Here is a 16,135-nt window from a genome sequence, read left to right on the forward strand (position 1 = left end):
GTGTGCGGGCTCCGGGGCGGAGACCGGTGACGGACCGGCCGGACCGGCTGTCAGCCGGAGACGCTCGCCGCGCCGGTCTCGATGTGTCCGAGGAAGCGCTGCGACCAGCCGGTGTCGCTGCTGACCGTGAGGGTGAAGTCGTACCAGCCGTCCGCGTAGGCCACGTTGTTGAAGAAGTCCTCCGTGCTGCCGCCCGCCGGTACGGAGTAGGTCCAGGTGCCGGAGCGGTAGGCGTTCGACGTGATGGTGAAGGTCACCGCCGAGGCGGAGGTGTTCTTCATCGTGAACCAGATCGCGAGCTTGCCCGTACCCGACTCCACCGCGATGCGGCTGCTCACGAAGGCGTTCTTGCCCGCGGTCGTGGCGTTGCCGACGAAGCGGCGCATGAAGCGGTTGGGGCCGTACATGCTGATGTCGTACTTGCCGTCGCCGTAGCCCGCGCCGACGTTGAAGAAGTCCTCCTGGGTACCGCCCGCGTCGACGGTGTACTGCCAGGGGGTGCGGGAGCGGTGGGCGTTGGGGTGGATGGAGAAGTGCGCGGCCTGCCTGGCGGGCGTGCCCACGTTGACCATCTTGAACCAGGGCTTCATCGTGGTCCCGCTGATCTCCAGGCGGTCCAGATAGCCGTTGGCCTGGTACGGCAGCGCGCGCGCCGGGCGGGTGCCGGTCTCCTGGGCGGGCAGCGCGTTGGTCGTCGGCCTGGGGTCGGGGACGCCGTTGCAGCGGCTGCCGATCGTGGCCGTCGCGGGAAGCGAGGGCAGCCCGTTCACCGGTGCGGCGAAGTTGAAGACGCCGGTGAGGTCGCCGCACACCTTGCGCCGCCAGGCGCTGATGTTGGGGGAGGTGGCGGGCTTGCCGATGGCCGCGGTCCACTTCTCCATGAAGCGGATGACGGAGGTGTGGTCGAAGACCTCCGAGTTCACCCAGCCGCCGCGGGTCCAGGGGGACACCACGAGCATGGGGACGCGGAAGCCGAGCCCGACCGGCTTGCCACCGATGACCAGCTCGTCCGCCGTGCTGCTCGGCGGGATGGGCGGCGGCACATGGTCGAAGAAGCCGTCGTTCTCGTCGTAGTTGATGAACAGGACGGTGGAGTTGAAGACGGCCGGGTCGGCGTTGAGCGCCTTCATCAGCATGTTCGTGAAGTGGTGGCCGTCACCGGGGGTGCTGCCGGAGGGGTGCTCGGAGAACGCCTGGTCGGTCACCACCCAGGAGACCTGGGGCAGCGTGCCGTTGACCACGTCCGCGCGGATCGCGTCGATGATGGCCTGGTGCGTCGGCGTGGACGAGGAGCCCGGGACATCGGCGACACCGCGGTCGTACAGTGCGTTGCCGGGGCCCGCGTTCGCGAACTGGTTGAAGTACTCCAGGGCGTTGTCGCCGAAGTTGTCGTCCTTGCGGTTGTAGACCCGCCAGGTCACGCCCGCGTCCTGGAGGTTCTCGGCGTACGTCTTCCATGTGCAACCGTGCAGGTCACCGCCGTTGTTGTGGCTCGCGTCGATCTTCCCGCTCCACAGGAAGGCCCGGTTCGGGCCGGTGCCGGTGAGGGAGGAGCAGAAGTAGGAGTCGCAGATGGTGTAGGCGTCCGCCAGCGCGTAGTAGAAGGGGATGTCGGTGCGGTCGAGGTAGCCGACGCTGTGCACACCGCCCGCACCGGCCACGAAGTTGTCCATGAGCGCGCCGTTCCAGCAGTTGTGCTGGGTGGTCCAGTCGTGGCCCAGACCGGGGGCGCAGTGCGGCACCAGCGACGCGTCGCCCCCGACGCCCTCGCGCAGCGAGTACGGGTACTGCCGGCCCGAGCCGTTGGGCTGGTTGAAGACCGAGTGGCCGCCGTTGAGCAGCATCGCGCTGCGGTCGGAGAAGCCGCGTACGCCCTTCAGCTTCCCGAAGTAGTGGTCGAAGCTCCGGTTCTCCTGCATGAGGACGACGATGTGCTTGACGTCCGCGATGGTGCCGGTCGCGGCGGCGGCCGCGGGCGCCGCCGCGAGGTCGAGCGCGGACCCGGCGACGGCTCCGGCCGTCGCTCCGGCGGTCATACCGAGGAACTTCCGACGATCCACCTGATCACCTCTCGGGAAGGACGCCCGGTCGCGGAGGGGGAGGACCGGGCGTGCAAGCAGGACTGTGCGTGCCGGTTCTCGGGCAGGGGAGCCGTCGTCCGAAGCACCGCAGGAGCGGGAAGGAATGGTCTGTGCCGATGCCAATAGGCGGCACGCAGAGTTTTGAGGATTCCCTGACGCCGGGTCAATAGCCCTGCAGTGAACTGATCCGGAACGATCATGGCTGGAAAATGAATCGGATCAGAACCATTGGCCATTGATCGATCGTGCCGCGCCGGCGGGGCCGCCCTGAAGGACGGCCCCGCGGTCTCCCGCTGCGGTGCGGTGCGGTGAGCTGAGCTGAGCTGAGCTGAGCTGAGGTGCGGTGCGGTGCCGTTCAGCCGGCCGGCCAGTGCGGCCAGCCCGGTGCGTACGCGCACCAGTACTCCGCGCAGCCGACCCGGTAGGCCCGGGTGACCGTCTCCGTGACCGACGCCCCGGAGCGGTCCTCGGCGCTCACCCTCAGCGAGACCCAGCCGGTCTTCAGCGCCGGTACGGTCACCTGTCGCACGCCGTCCCGGCCGCGCACCTTCGCCGCCCGCCAGGTGGCACCGTCGTCCGTGGAGTACTGGACCGACACCCGGTCCACGTCGGCGCCGTGGGCACCCGCCTGACGGCCGAAGCCGAGACCGAAGGTGAACACCCGGTCCTCGGGCACCGAGTTGTCACCGTCCAGTCCTGCCATGTCGTAGCGCGTGTCCAGGAGCGGCAGCGGCCGTTCCTCGCGGGTGTGCTCCGAACGGAAACGCCAGGTGTCCGTGACATGGGTGCCCAGCGTCCACTCCGGGTGGTCGCGGTGCGCGGTCGACGTCAGCTCGTACCACTGGCCGCGTCCCGGCACGTCGAAGACACCCTGCCCCGGCTCGTCGTTGCGGTCGAGCACCGTGCCCGAGCCGTCGCGCAGCACCGTCTCCCCGGACTCCAGATCCCGCGCGGGGTCCGACCGGTGACCGGCCGCGTCCGAGAACATCGGCAGCGCCAGCCGCAGCTTGTCCCCGTCCCGCGTGGCCTGCGGCCGGCCGTCATGGCCGGTCACCGAGAGCGAGGGGTTGAACGGGCCGGTGAGCCAGTTGTCGGCGACCGTGCGTCCCGCGCGGTGGACGGTCGGGTCCGAGTACTGCACACCGAGCGGACCGTCGGCGTCGATCGCGTACTCGAAGGTGGCGGTCGTCCACGGCACGCCGGGCGCGTAGTACGCGCTCATGCGGTGCGGCGCGCGGAACAGCGTCGACTGCTGGGCGAGCCGCAGACCCCGGTGGGTCACCCAGCCGTAGATCCCCTTCGGATCGTTGGGGTAGCCGGTGGTGCGGAAGCTGTGGTCCACGCGGGCCAGATCCCGGCGCCGGTCCTGCCAGTGCGCACCGGCCGGAACCCCGTCGTCATGGGTGTGGAAGGTGAAGTAGGTGCGCTCACCGTTGCGTTCGCCCTTGATGCGCAGGGTCACCTCGCCCTTGGCGAGCCGGTCGCGCAGCAGCGCCACGCCGTGGGCGTCGATGCCCAGTGGCGGATCGGCCGGGTCGATGGAGGCGGATCCGGACATCAGGATCGCGGCCGGCTGCTGCGCCTCGATCGCCGCGTAGCGCCGGTCCTGCTCGTCCCAGGGGACGGGCCAGCCCGTCTCGAACAGCACGATCCGGTCCTTCAGCTCCAGGCCGGACAGGTCCTCGCCGCTGCCCGCGTCGACCACCTGCTTCTCCAGGTCCCACTCCAGCCGCTGCCACGACACCAGCCGCACCGGCACGTCGACCGGGGTGCCGGCCCCGCCGACCGTCGTGGCCCGGACATAGGGCTGCTCCCAGGAGGCCGCGGAGAAGTACGTCAGCCCGGGTATGCGGCCGCTGCCCACGGCGTACGACTTGTAGGCGCCGTTGAACAGCGGCGCGGCGAGCCCCGACACTCCGCCCGCCCCGGTCGTGGAGACGATGCCCGTCGCCGAACCGTTCTCGTTGACGCGCATGTCCGGGTCGTCGATGCCCATCGTGACGGGCTTCGCGGCGGACACATCGGTCCTCAGGGTGCGGTCGGCGGTCAGCGAGACGGGCTGGGCGACCGCGACGGACGTCTCGGGGACGCTCGCCTCGCCGTAGCGGACGTACTCCCAGACCCCGCCGAAGACCCGGTAGTCGCCGACGGGCAGCCGCAGCTCCTCCGCGCCGGTGGTGAGGCCGACCAGCTGTGACTCGCCGGTCTTCTCGTTCTGCACCACCAGGTTGGTGTACGCCGCCTCGACACCGGGCCGCGTGGCCGCGGGTTCGAGGGTGAGCGTGGCGCTCGGGCCCTCGGCGTCCACACCGACGGGCGTGCGCACCCTGCTGCCGTCGCTGCCGCGCGCGGTGATCCAGGCACTGTGCGCGCCGGCCGAGGCCCGGCCCGTGTCGATGCGCACGGTCGCGACGGCGGTCCCGCCGGCCGGGACGGTCAGCTGCCGCGTGGCGAGCGACACCGGAGCCGTCCCGTCCAGGGACAGACCGAGGCGGACGTCCTTGCTGCCGCCGTTGCGGTAGGTGACGGTACGCGTCGGGCTCCCCCCGTATGGCCAGAGCAGCTCGGCGGAGACCGCCGCGGGGGTCGCGGTGATCTTGGACCCGAGCGCGCCGGGCACGTCGACGCTGCCCGCGCCCTGCTCGTACACGCCCGCCCCGTCGACCGGGTCCGCGGTGGCGACCAGCGCGGACTTGAGCCGCTGTGCGTCCCAGTCGGGGTGCTGCTGCTTGACGATGGCGGCCGCCCCGGAGACGTGCGGGGTCGCCATGGAGGTGCCGCTGATCGTCGCGTAGAACTCGCTGCCCGCGGCGTCGTGGAGGGTGCCCGCGGCGCGGGCCGCCGTGATCGCGCTGCCGGGCGCGGTGATCTCGGGCTTGACGCCGCCGTCGGCCATCGCGGGGCCACGGGAGGAGAACGACGACATCCCGCCCTCCTTGGTGATCGAGCCGACGGTCAGCGCGCTGGGCGCGGCGGCGGGTGCGCCGATGGTGCGCGGGGCGCCGTCGTTGCCCGCGGCGACGACGAACAGCGGTCCGTCGTCGGCGGACAGGGTCTCCACCGCCTGGGAGAGCGGATCGCTCCCGTCGCTCGGCAGGCTGGAGCCGAGGCTCATGGAGACGATGTCGGCGTCCTGGCCGGCCGCCCACTCCATGCCCTCCAGGATCCAGCTGGTGTAACCGGAGCCGCCGCCGTCGAGGACCTTGCCCACCAGCAGCTCGGCCCCCGGCGCCACACCCTTGTAGCGGCCCTTGGAGGCGGCGCCGCTGCCGGCGACGGTCGACGCGACGTGCGTGCCATGGCCGTTGAGGTCGGCGACGCTCTCGTCCCAGGTGAAGTTCTTCTCCGCGGTGACCTTGTTCCTCAGGTCGGGGTGGGCCGCGTCGTAGCCGGTGTCGAGCACCGCGACCTTCACGCCCTTGCCGTCGAGACCCTTGCGCCAGGCGTCGGGCGCGCCGGTCATGGCGACGCTGCGGTCCAGGCTCGCCTCGACCTTGGCGTCCAGCCAGAGCCTGCCGGGCGCGGCGGTACGCGACCTCGCCCCCGTAGCGGCGAGGAAGCCCTGCCAGGCCTTCGCGGCGTCGGCCTTGCGCACCGTACGGGCCGTCAGTCCGAGGCCGGGGAACGTGCCCTGCTCGGCCGCCCCGCGCAGCGAGGGACCCGACCGCGCGGTGGCGATCAGGGGAATGTCCGCCCGGGCGGAGTCGTCGTACCCCTGCGCGGCGAGCGCGGTGATGTCGAAGAGCTGCCGGTCCACGCGCCCGTCGGCCAGGGCCTGGGTGGCGTCGACCGGAATGACGTACTCGTGGTCGTCGACCCTGGCCCGGGTGAACGCCGTGTTCTCCCGGCCCTTTGCCGGGGTGACCCCGCTGACCTGAAGGTCGTCACCGCCACCGGTGAAGCTCACGCGGTCGCCGCTGACCAGTGTGACGGTGCGCTGACCGGGGGCCGCCGCCGGTGGCGGGGCCGAGTGGCCGGGTCCGGCGTCCGGCTGGGGCCCGGCCGCGGCGGGCAGGCCGGCGGCCAGCAGCGCCGCCGTGGTGGCCGCCACCACGGCCACGGTTCTCGATCTCATCCCTGCTGCCAACTCCTCGAAAGCATGGTGAAGGGGCGCCGGCCGGTGAGCCGACGCCCCATTCACAGACAGGAGTTGACGCGGTGCCAGTGGGTGACGCAGGCGGGTTCCCGCCGTGGCACATGACCGCCATCGACCGGCCGGGAGCTCAGCTCGCCGGAACCTGCTCCGCGGTGTGACGCGGGGCCGGAATGGGCAGCCCGGACAGATGGACGTCCGACTGCTGCCCGTCCGTCGACTGCCCGGCCGCCTGCTGCACGGAGACGGTCCGCGTGGGAGCGGGGATCCTGATGCCCTCCGCCCGGTACCGCTGGTGCAGGCGCTTGATGAACTCGTGCTTGATCCGGTACTGGTCGCTGAACTCGCCGACCCCGAGGATCACCGTGAAGCCGATCCTGGAGTCACCGAACGTGTGGAAGCGGACCAGGGGCTCGTGCTCCGGCAGCGCACCGGTGACATCGGTCATCACGCCCTCGACGACCTCGATCGTGACCCGTTCGACATGCTCCAGGTCGCTGTCGTAGCCGACTCCGACCTGGACGTTGAGCGTCATCTGCTGTTCGGGACGGTGGAAGTTGGTCATGTTGGTGCCGGACAGCTTGGTGTTGGGGATGATGACCAGGTTGTCCGAGAGCGTACGCACCACCGTGTTACGCCAGTTGATGTCGACGACGTAACCCTCTTCGCCGCTGCTGAGCTTGATGTAGTGACCGGGCTGCACCGTCCTGGAAGCCAGGATGTGCACGCCCGCGAACAGGTTGGCCAGTGTGTCCTGCAAGGCCAGGGCCACCGCCAGACCGCCCACGCCCAGTGCCGTGAGGAGCGGCGCGATGGAGACGCCCAGGGTCTCCAGCATGACGAGGAACCCCATGGCCAGCACCACGACGCGGGTGATGTTCACGAATATGGTGGCCGACCCGGCGACACCCGACCGGGCGTGCGCCAGGGCCTGCACCAGTCCGGCGATGATCCTCGCGACGGTGAGCGTCGCGGCCACGATGAGCAGCGCGGTCAGCGTCATGGTGACGTTGCGCTCGACCCTCGACGTCAGCGGCAGCACCGAGGCCGCGACGGCCGCGCCACCGGTGATCGCGGCCCAGGGGACGAGAGCCCGCAGCGCGTGGACGATGATGTCGTCGCCGCTCCAGTTGGTTCTCACGGCCCGTTCACCGAGCCATCTCAGGAGCACGCGAAGCAGCAATGCGGCCGCGATGCCCGCGGCCAATGCGATTCCGGCGACGATCAGATCGTGCGGAGTGAGAGTCCGGGTCACTTCTTCCCCCTTGGCGCGCTGACCCCGGTGCGGGGGGCGGTGGTTACCGCCGTGAGCCGGATGTGATGTGTCGTCACCGTGCCACCTGTGTGTTCTGGAGTACGTGTTCGTGCGGTCGCGCCGGCCGTACGGAACCGACCGGGCGCGACGTGCCATCCTGCCGCACTCCGTGGGCCGTGACTCTGCTGGCCCCACCATCCGTCATCGACCGCTGAGCACGCCGACCGCCGCCACCGCCGCCCGCGCCGCGTCCTCCACCGTGCCGACGCCCGCCTGCTTCGACCTGTTGCCGTCGGACAGCACGGCGACGAGGTACGTCCGGCCGTCGGCCTCGATCCTGCCGACGCTGTTGATGACCCACAGCCCCGTTGCCGACCTGGGGAGCCAACCGTTCTTGAGGGCCGTCCCGGCCCCCTCGGAACCGGTGGACGCGGCGGCCGAGACGCCCCAGTCCTGGCCCGCGGAGACGTTGCCCATCAGGTGCGACACATACGCCCGCGAGGCCGCCGTCAGCGGTGAGCCGCTGTCCCCGAAGACGACGTCGAGCAGTGCCAGTTGATCAGCGGCCGTGGTCTGGGTGAGACCCCACAGATCCCCGGCCCCACCCCGCGTCGAGGTCATCCCGAACCGCTCGTCGGCCACCTCCAGGCCCTCCGCCCTGCCGATGGCCCGCCACAGCGCCAGCGCGGCGGCGTTGTCGCTGTTCTCGATCATCGTCACCGCCCGCGACTTCTCCAGGGCGGTCAGCTCCCGGCCCTCGTCCTGGGCCTGGAGCAACAGCGTCGCGAGGATGTTGACCTTGGCGATGCTGGCACTGTCGAAAGCCTCCTCGCCGTACACGGCACTGCGACCGCTCGTGGAATCCCGTACGGCGACCGACAGCCCGCCGTCCGCCTCGGCCGCGACCGGGGCAAGGACCGTCGCCAGATCCACGGCGGGCGAAGGTGACGGCGCAGCGGATGGAGACGGCGACATCGAGCGTGAGGGAGTCGGCGAGGGCGACGGTGCCGCGGTGGTCACCGAGGCCGCCGCCTCCGCGGTGCGCCCGGCGCCGTTCCCCGCGTGCGCCGCGCCGTACGCCGCGGCCACCGTCGCGCCGACGGCCAGCACGACGGCGGTGCCCGCCACGGAGCGCACCAGACGGTGCGCGACCGGGTGGAGTGCCCGGGAGCCGCCGCCGTGCCCGCCGACCTGTTCGGGTATGCCTTCGCCCATGCCCAGCGACGGTAGGGACACCGACTGCGCCCACCGTAAGAGGGGGATTAACTCCCTGTGAGAAGTGCCGTGACCGTGGTCGTTCCCGCGGGGACGGTGAGCAGCGTGCCGAGGCCGGCCGGCTCGGCGGACGCCGGTGCGGGCGACCCCTCGCCCGGCTCCGCCCCCGCCCCGACCAGCAGCACCCGCCACGGCCCGGTCGCACCCTCCGACTCGACGGTGAGGCTGTCGCCCTCGCGGCGGGTACGGAAGGCGACCGCCGTGCCGTCAGGGCCGCCCGGGACGCGCGTGACCACCGTCGCCCCGTCGACCGGCGCGTGGACCCGCAGCGTCACCCCGCGCGCCCAGTCGTAGACCGCGGCGTCGTCGCTCTCGCCGTACGGGATCACCGAGCCGGGGCGGGCCAGCAGCGGCAGGCTGTCGTAGCCGTACCGCTCGCGCCGCCAGCCCGGTCCCTGGATCCGTTCGCCCGACAGCAGATGCGTCCAGACGCCTTCGGGTACGTAGTAGTCGACGACGCCGTCGGCGGAGAACACCGGTGCCACGAGCAGATCGTCGCCGAGCATGTACTGCCGGTCCAGTGTGTGACAGGCCGGGTCGTCCGGGAACTCCAGCACCATCGCCCGCATCACCGGCGTTCCCCGCTCGGCCGCCTGCTGCGCCGCGCGGAACAGGTACGGCATCAGCCGGTGCTTGAGCCGGGTGAAGTCGCGGGTGACCGCCACCGCCTCCTCGTCGTAGTCCCACGGCACCCGGTAGGACTTGCTGCCGTGCAGCCGGCTGTGCGACGACAGCAGCCCGAACTGCACCCACCGCTTGAACACCTCGGGCGTCGGCGTGCCCTCGAAGCCGCCGATGTCATGGCTCCAGAAGCCGAAGCCGGACAGGCCCAGGGAGAGTCCGCCGCGCAGGGACTCGGCCATCGCACCGAAGTGGGACTCGCAGTCCCCGCCCCAGTGCACCGGGAACTGCTGACCGCCCGCCGTCGCGGAGCGGGCGAAGAGCACCGCCTCGCCGGCCCCCCGGGCCTCACACAGCACGTCGAAGACGGTCTCGTTGTAGAGCTGCGTGTAGTAGTTGTGCATCCGCTCCGGGTCGGAGCCGTCGTGCCAGACGACATCGGTGGGTATGCGCTCGCCGAAGTCGGTCTTGAAGCAGTCCACGCCCTGCGCGGCGAGCACCCGCAGCTTGTCCGCGTACCACTCGCGCGCGTCGGGGTTGGTGAAGTCGACCAGGGCCATGCCCGCCTGCCACAGGTCCCACTGCCACACGTCGCCGTTGGCCCTGCGCACCAGGTAGCCGTGGCGCTTGGCCTCGGCGAACAACGCGGACTTCTGCGCGATGTACGGGTTGATCCACACCGACACGCGCAGGTCGTGCTCCTCCTTCAGGCGCCGCAGCATGCCCTCCGGGTCCGGGAAGACGTCCGGGTCCCAGACGAAGTCGCACCACTGGTACTCGCGCATCCAGAAGCAGTCGAAGTGGAACACGCCCAGCGGGATGTCGCGCTCGGCCATGCCGCGCACGAAGCGGCCGACCGTCTCCTCGTCGTAGGAGGTGGTGAAGGACGTGGACAGCCACAGGCCGAACGACCAGGCGGGCGGCAGCGCCGGGCGGCCGGTCAGCGCCGTGTAGCGGTTCAGGACGTCCTTGGGCGTGGGGCCGTACACGACGAAGTACTCCAGCGACTGGTCCTCGACGCTGAACTGCACCCGCCCGACGGCCTCCGAACCGATCTCGTAGCTCACCTGCCCGGGGTGGTTCACGAAGACGCCGTAGCCACGGTTGGTCAGATGGAACGGCACGTTCTTGTACGCCTGCTCGCTGGCGGTGCCGCCGTCGGCCTGCCAGATGTCCACGGTCTGGCCGTTCTTGACGAACGGGGTGAAACGCTCGCCGAGCCCGTACACCAGCTCGCCGACACCGAGGGAGAGCTGGGCCAGCGAGTGGTGTCCGCCGTCGCCGGTCACCGCGAAACCGGTGCCGCGGGCCCCGGCCGAGGTGAGGGTGCGGCCGTCGGCGGTGAAGTCCAGCCGCCACGGGGCCGCGGTGTCCACGCGCAGGGACAGCTCCCCGGCCGTCAGCTCCAGCAGCGAGCCCTCACGGGTGACCTTCGCCGTGTGGCCCGGCTCGGTACGCAGCGCGAACTCCGGGCCACGTTCGGCGGCTCCCGCGTGGTGGGTGGTGCGGACCCCGATCACGCCGTCGGCGGGGGACCAGCATTCGACGGTCAGCAGTGGGCTGTTGAGGGTGTGGCCGCGGTCGGTCACCTGCCGCACGGGCGCGTAGAGCGTGAACCGGTCATCGGTGGCCTGTACGTCGGCGACCTCGGCCGCGTACGACGCCTGGACGCCGTCGCGCATGAGCCAGTAGCCGTCGGTGAACTTCATCGGGGGTCCTTACCGGGGGTGGTGCGGTTGCCGTTACGGGCGCGGTGGGCGACGATCGGCCGCCGGTACTCGGGGAAACCCATGTGCGTCCGTCCTACTTGACCGACCCGCCGGTGATCCCGGCGGCGATGTACTTCTGGGCGACGACGAGCAGCACGGCCGCCGGCACGGCGGAGAGCACGGCGGTCGCCATGACCGCGCCCCAGTCGCTGACGTGCGCGCCGACGAACTGGTAGATGCCGAGCGTGATCGGTTTGACGTCGTCCGTGGTGTTGAGGGTCAGCGCGAACATGAAGTCCGACCAGGCGAAGAGGAACGTGAAAAGACCGGCCGTGATGAGGGCGTTGCGGCTCATCGGCAGCACGATCCGTACGAACGCGGTGAAGCGGTTCGCCCCGTCCACCATCGCGGCCTCGACGACCTCGCCGGGAATGGACACCATGAACGCCCGCAGCAGGACGATCGCGAACGGCAGCCCCAGGGAGGCGTCCGCGAGGATCAGCCCCAGATAGGAGTTGACCAGGCCCAGTTCCGCGTACGCGCTGTAGAGGGCGTTCGCGATGACGATGCCCGGCACCATCTGGGTGATGAGCGTGGTGAAGACGATGCCCTGGCCGCCGCGCAGTCCGAACTGGGCGAGCCCGTAGGAGGCGGGCGCGGCGAGCGCCAGACAGACGACGACAGCGCCGAGGGCGACGGCGAGGCTGGTCAGGAGCGAGCCGCCCTGGGTACTGATCGCCGTGTCGAAGTTGGTCAGGCCCGGCGAAGTGGGGAACCACTGGGTGGCGGCGATGCTCGCCTCGGGCTGGAGCGCGGTGTTGAGCATCCAGTAGACCGGGAAGAGCAGCACGGCGAGGATCAGCAGCGCGGCGGTGGTGTTCCGGGCGGAGCGGAAACGGAGACGGTTCATCGTCGGTCACTTCCCCTTGCCGAAGTCGGCGCGGTTGGCCCGCAGGTACAGCACGGCGAAGACCGCGCTGATGAGGATCAGGACGTTGCCCACGACGGCGCCCTGGCCGAAGTCGAGCTGGAGGAAGGACAGCTGGTACGTGACGGTGCCCAGCGTCTGGGTGGAGTCGGCGGGACCGCCCGAGGTCAGCGCCAGGATCAGGTCGAGGATCTTCACCGTCGACATGAAGCCCAGCACCAGCACGACGGTGATCACCGGGCGCAGCATCGGCAGCGTGATGCTGCGGAACGTGCGCCAGGCACCGGAGCCGTCCAGCGCCGCGGCCTCGTACAGATCCCGGGGGATCTCCTGGAGGCCGCCGTAGAGGATGACCATGTTGAACGGGATGCCGATCCAGATGTTGACCAGGATCGCCGAGAACAGTGCCACGCCGGGGCTGCTGAGCCACGGGACCCCGTCCGCGGGGACCAGTCCCACCGCGTGCAGCGCGGTGTTCAGCATCCCGTGCTCCTGGTCGAGGATGCGCCGCCAGACGACGGCGGACACCACCATCGGCACCAGCCAGGGCAGCAGGAGTACGGCGCGGATGAAGCCGGAGAGCCGGAAGCGGCGGGAGAAGAAGACGGCGAGGGCCAGGCCGATGGTGAACTGGCCGAGCAGCGAGCCGACGGTGAACAGGGCCGTGTGCCCCAGGGCGTCGGTGAACAGTTCGTCGGCGAAGACGGCTCGCCAGTTGTCGAGGCCGTTGAACGGGGCCTCGCCGGTGAAGTACGTCCTCGGTGTGTAGTGCTGGAAGCTCATCACGATGTTGCGGACGAGCGGGTAGCCGAAGAAGAGCGCCATGTAGGCGAGCGCCGGGACGACGAAGAGCCAGCGCAGCAGCCCGCGGCTCCGCGCCGAGCGGTCGGACGCGGTGCGGGCTCCGGCGGTGCCCGTGGCGGGCGCGATCGAGGTGATGGTGGTCATGGCCGGTTCCTCACTTCCCCGCCGCGGCCTGCTGCTGCGCCCGGTGCAGGGCCTGTCCGGGACTGGTCCGTCCGGTCAGCACGGACTGGAACGCGCCCGCGAGCGCGTCGCCGACGACGGGCCAGCCGGTGCCGACCTTCGCGGTGCGGGAGCGGGCCGTGGTGACCAGCTCGGCGAAGGCGGCGAGCTTGGGGTTCTGCCGCGCGTACGCCTGGGCCGCGGCCGCGCGGGTGGGCACGTTGTTGACCGACTCGCCCCACTGGAGCTGGTTCTTCTCGGTGTTGAGGCAGTTGAGGAGCTTGCCGGCGTTCTTCTCGCGCGCCGGGTCGTCGTCGTTCTTCGGCACGGCCATGACGGTGCCGCCGATGGGCGGCACCGCGGCCTTCCCCGCCTCGGGCACCGGGATGCTCGCGACCGCCCAGTCCACGTTCTTCTGGGCGCTGAGGACCGGTACCTGCCACGGTCCGTTGATCATCATCGCGGCGCGGCCGGCGATGAACTGGTCGTTGACGTCCTGCTGGTTCCAGTTGACGACGGACTTCGAGGCGGAGCCGTCCGCCACGAGGTCCTTCCACAGCTGGAGCGCGGCCTCGCCCTTGCCGTTGTCGATGCGGGCCTCGTCACCGCCCGCGGACCAGAAGAACGGCAGGAACTGGTACACGCCGTCCGCGTTGGGGCTCGCGCTGAAGGCCATCCCGTACGTGTCGCCGGCCGTCAGCTCCTTCGCGGCGGCCCGCAGCTCCTCCCAGGTGGTGGGGGGCGCGATGCCCGCGTCCTTCAGGAGCTTGGTGTTGTAGATCAGGGCGAGTGAGTTGACCGAGCGGGCGATGCCGTACTGGGTGCCGTCGTACGACCCGAGCGACGTGGCGCTCGCGGAGAAGCCGGCGGTGTCGACCCCGGCCTCCGCCAGCGGCCTCAGGCCCTCGGTCTGCGCGAACTGCGGCAGCTCCGAGCCGTCGAGCTCCAGGACGTCGGTGAGCGAGTCGGACGACGCCATCCGCAGCGCCTTGGACGCGACCTGGTCGGCGGGCACGCTGATCTGCTCGACCCTGAGGCCCAGCGGCTTGCCGCAGCGGTCGAAGAACCGCTGGTTGGCCGTGTGCTCGGCGGTGTCGGTGGCCGAGTTGAGCACCGTGACGGTGCCCGGGTCGGGTTCGGCGGCGCAGCCGGTCAGCCCCAGCGCGAGGGTGCTGAACGCGAGGGGCACGGCGACCACGGGGACGGGTATGCGCCCTGCTCTGGACGGCATTCGGTTCTCCATTACATGTGCGGCTCTGGACATGCGGGGACACGCGGGGGACGGGGAGTGGACGGCGGAGCGGACCGCGTCGCGGGGGCTCGTGGGGTCACCGGTGCGAGCCCGCCGTGCGGGTCAGCCCTGCGCCGGCGGTGGGGCGATGGGGGGCCCGGAGGCGGCCATCCGGGGCGGGATCAGATGGTGCGGTGCTCCGGAATCCGTGGCCGGTCGGGGCGCCGGGGCGGTGGAGCCGCCTCCGATCGCCTCGACCGCCAGCCGGGCCACGGCCGTGGACATCTCCGCCACGGGCAGATCGATCCGCGGCAGATGCCGGATGCCGAGTTCGTCCGGGAGGCTGCCGACGAGCACGACGGCCAGGTCGTCCGGCACCCGCAGCCCGGCCCCGGCGATCGCGTCCAGCAGGTGCGGGAGCAGGATCAGATGCTGGACGACCAGCGCGGTGGGGGCGGGACTCATGGCGAGGGCCTCGCGCAGTCGGCGCCCGAGCACATCGGGATCGCCGTGGGAGGGGAGCACCCGCACCTCGGCCCCGGTCTCCGCGGCGGCCCGCCGGGCACCGTCGCGGCCGTGCAGCGCGTAGCCCCGGCGGGCGGCGATCTCGTGCTCGGCGGAGGCGAGGAAGACGATCCGCCGGTGGCCGGCCGCCACGGTCTCGCGCACGGCGAGCGCGACGGCGGCCTCCCAGTCGAGGTCGGTCCAGGGCACCTCGGCGTGGTCGTCATGGCCGAGCAGAACGGTGGGGAAACCCAGCTCGCACAGGACGTCGATGCGCGGGTCGCGCTGCTCGACGGCCATCAGCACCGCCGCGTCCGCGAGCCCGCTGCGTGCGACCCGCCGCATCCCGCCGACACCGTCCAGGTCGGTCATGAGCAGGACGTCGTAGCCGTGGCCGCGTGCGGCGTCCGTGATGTCGATGGCGAACCGGCCGTCGATCGCCCGGTACGCGCCGGGTACGCGCGGCACGGCCAGCGCGAGCACGTGGGTGCGGGCGCTGCGCAGGGTGCGGGCGCTGGCGCGCGGGTGGTAGCCGAGGTCGTCGATCGCCGCCTGCACCGCGCGCCGGGTGTCCTCGGAGATCTTGCGGGATCCGCTGAGGACGTACGAGACGGTGCTGGGCGCCACGCCCGCCCGCTCGGCGACATCCTTGATCGTGGCCATGACCACCTGCCCATCGCGCCGCGGCGGCCGGTCCGTGCCGGTCCGCCGGAACCGTCGAATTCATCGAATCGATTCGATGAACCGGCGTGACTCTAAGCAGCCCGAAGTCGTGAGGGCAATACCCCGGCCGATATCCGGGGCGAAGTGACGCGACGGCGCTGTGCTGGACGTGGTCCCGGAACCCGGCGGCGACGCGGGGAGCGGACGCCTTTGGCGTCCCTTTGGCGTCCCTTTTCCGCCGGTGGCGCAGGGCTCAGCTGCGGCGCCAGGTGTCGCGGCCCGCCATGCCGAACTGCTTCAGGGCCAGTGCGCGGTCCGGGGCGACCGCCACGAAGGCGGCGTCCGGCGTCTCCGGGCCGTCGGGCATGAAGTCGTTGAGGTCGTAGTCGAACAGGCCCGTCCACAGCCGGCGCTTGGTGTCGAGGTCCGTGTGGACGGTCGCCGTGCCCCAGATCATCACCCCGTCGCCGCTCTCGTCGACCTGCCAGTGCATCGCGACCGCGGGGTTCACCGCGATGTTGCGGGCCTTCACGCTCTTGGTGCTGGTGGAGAACCAGAGGGTGTCGCCCTCCCACGCCGGGTGGACCGGGACGACGTGCGGCTTGTTGTCCGCGCCCACCGTGGCGATGTGGACCCACGGGGAGAGGCGCGCCCCTTCCGCCTTGATCTCGTCGAGTTGCACTGTGCCGTCCTCCTCGGTCGCCGCAAGAGCACGAGCAGCGTAAGCGGCGGGCACCCGGCGAGCCGGGTGCGCCGCGCCCGGGCGCCATCCCCGTACCCGCGTGCGGAGCGTGACGGCCCCGGGCTCC

At 71.2% G+C, this 16,135-nt stretch carries 10 protein-coding genes; all 10 read right to left on the bottom strand.

Features of this window, described 5'->3' with window-relative positions; all coding sequences use genetic code 11:
• Positions 1-50: 50 nt before the first annotated feature.
• The gene (locus OG766_RS32565) at positions 51-2,060 is read right to left on the bottom strand and encodes a phosphocholine-specific phospholipase C (protein WP_328726968.1); all 2,010 of its coding nucleotides are present in this window, start codon (positions 2,058-2,060) and stop codon (positions 51-53) included.
• A gap of 376 nt (positions 2,061-2,436) precedes the next feature.
• Positions 2,437-6,156 (bottom strand): S8 family peptidase, encoded by a 3,720-nt coding sequence (locus OG766_RS32570; protein WP_328726969.1) that lies wholly within the window; start codon positions 6,154-6,156, stop codon positions 2,437-2,439.
• A 148-nt stretch (positions 6,157-6,304) separates the two neighbouring features.
• Positions 6,305-7,429: a mechanosensitive ion channel family protein gene (locus tag OG766_RS32575; RefSeq protein ID WP_328726970.1), complete on the bottom strand. Its 1,125-nt coding sequence runs from the start codon at positions 7,427-7,429 to the stop codon at positions 6,305-6,307.
• A 201-nt stretch (positions 7,430-7,630) separates the two neighbouring features.
• A complete protein-coding gene (locus OG766_RS32580) occupies positions 7,631-8,644 on the bottom strand; it encodes a serine hydrolase (RefSeq protein ID WP_328726971.1) in 1,014 nt (337 codons plus the stop codon).
• Positions 8,645-8,691: 47 nt separating this feature from the next.
• Positions 8,692-11,034: an alpha-xylosidase gene (yicI, locus tag OG766_RS32585; protein ID WP_328726972.1), complete on the bottom strand. Its 2,343-nt coding sequence runs from the start codon at positions 11,032-11,034 to the stop codon at positions 8,692-8,694.
• Between the two features lie 94 nt (positions 11,035-11,128).
• Complete coding sequence (locus OG766_RS32590) at positions 11,129-11,944, bottom strand: carbohydrate ABC transporter permease (protein ID WP_266385353.1); 816 nt, start codon at positions 11,942-11,944, stop codon at positions 11,129-11,131.
• Positions 11,945-11,950: 6 nt separating this feature from the next.
• A complete protein-coding gene (locus OG766_RS32595; protein ID WP_266385350.1) occupies positions 11,951-12,910 on the bottom strand; it encodes a carbohydrate ABC transporter permease in 960 nt (319 codons plus the stop codon).
• Between the two features lie 10 nt (positions 12,911-12,920).
• Positions 12,921-14,159, bottom strand: a complete 1,239-nt coding sequence (locus OG766_RS32600) for an ABC transporter substrate-binding protein (RefSeq protein ID WP_328726973.1) — start codon at positions 14,157-14,159, stop codon at positions 12,921-12,923.
• Positions 14,160-14,282: 123 nt separating this feature from the next.
• On the bottom strand, positions 14,283-15,326 hold the full coding sequence (locus tag OG766_RS32605) for a LacI family DNA-binding transcriptional regulator (protein WP_266385345.1): 1,044 nt from the start codon (positions 15,324-15,326) through the stop codon (positions 14,283-14,285).
• Positions 15,327-15,579: 253 nt separating this feature from the next.
• Positions 15,580-16,008 carry a pyridoxamine 5'-phosphate oxidase family protein gene (locus tag OG766_RS32610; protein WP_266385342.1) on the bottom strand — a complete coding sequence of 143 codons (429 nt, stop codon included), beginning with the start codon at positions 16,006-16,008 and terminating at the stop codon, positions 15,580-15,582.
• Between the last annotated feature and the right edge of the window lie 127 nt (positions 16,009-16,135).

Source organism: Streptomyces sp. NBC_00259 (genome assembly GCF_036181745.1).
GTDB lineage: Bacteria > Actinomycetota > Actinomycetes > Streptomycetales > Streptomycetaceae > Streptomyces > Streptomyces pratisoli.

What these genes read in the sequence shown, in the direction of transcription:
- OG766_RS32590 (WP_266385353.1), bottom strand. Translation starts at nt 11,944, where the DNA reads ATGAACCGTCTCCGTTTCCGCTCCGCCCGGAACACCACCGCCGCGCTG.
- OG766_RS32580 (WP_328726971.1), bottom strand. Translation starts at nt 8,644, where the DNA reads ATGGGCGAAGGCATACCCGAACAGGTCGGCGGGCACGGCGGCGGCTCC.
- OG766_RS32570 (WP_328726969.1), bottom strand. Translation starts at nt 6,156, where the DNA reads ATGAGATCGAGAACCGTGGCCGTGGTGGCGGCCACCACGGCGGCGCTG.
- OG766_RS32595 (WP_266385350.1), bottom strand. Translation starts at nt 12,910, where the DNA reads ATGACCACCATCACCTCGATCGCGCCCGCCACGGGCACCGCCGGAGCC.
- OG766_RS32605 (WP_266385345.1), bottom strand. Translation starts at nt 15,326, where the DNA reads ATGGCCACGATCAAGGATGTCGCCGAGCGGGCGGGCGTGGCGCCCAGC.
- yicI (WP_328726972.1), bottom strand. Translation starts at nt 11,034, where the DNA reads ATGAAGTTCACCGACGGCTACTGGCTCATGCGCGACGGCGTCCAGGCG.
- OG766_RS32600 (WP_328726973.1), bottom strand. Translation starts at nt 14,159, where the DNA reads ATGCCGTCCAGAGCAGGGCGCATACCCGTCCCCGTGGTCGCCGTGCCC.